This window comes from Arthrobacter sp. JCM 19049 (genome assembly GCF_001310435.1).
On the sequence record NZ_BAXF01000952.1, the window covers coordinates 1 to 524 of the forward strand.

Annotated in this window: 1 pseudogene; it reads right to left on the reverse strand. The window is 68.5% G+C overall.

The features are described 5' to 3' along the window. Window positions 1-513: pseudogene (locus tag JCM19049_RS17305) on the reverse strand (CDP-glycerol--glycerophosphate glycerophosphotransferase); the annotation flags it as partial. Between the last annotated feature and the right edge of the window lie 11 nt (window positions 514-524).

Sequence of the window (524 nt, forward strand, 5' to 3'; positions counted from 1 at the left end):
CGGCACCAGCGCGGCCGGGTCAAAGCGCGGGATGTGCGCGGTGATGCGCTCGATGGCCGCCGGCCCGGCCACCGCCACCCGGTCGTAGGCCTTGAGCTGGTTGGAGACCATGGAGATCTTCTCGCTCTCCCCATGGTTCAGGTGCACGTGCAGCGGGCCGTTCATCCGCAGCATCGTGAAGTTGCCCTGTGCGTTGTTCACGTAGCAGATGGTCCTGGTCCCGGCCTTGGCCAGGCGCTGCTCGACCTGTTCCATGGAGCGGGAGAAGAACACCGGCAGCCCGGTCATCTGAAGCAGCTGGCGGGCGGTGAGCGCGTTCATCACCACGATTCCGATCCGCGCCCCGGATTCGGCCAGGGCCTCGAAGGGACGCAGCCACACCTGCAGCTGGTAGATCTGGCTGGGCGGTTCGGAGAAGAACAGGACCGTGTGCGCCTGGCGCAGTTCCCGGTGCTGGGCGTTGATGCTGCGGCGCACCGCCGGTTCGACGGCCAGGGCTCGGGCCCGGCCCACGGCCAGGCGCA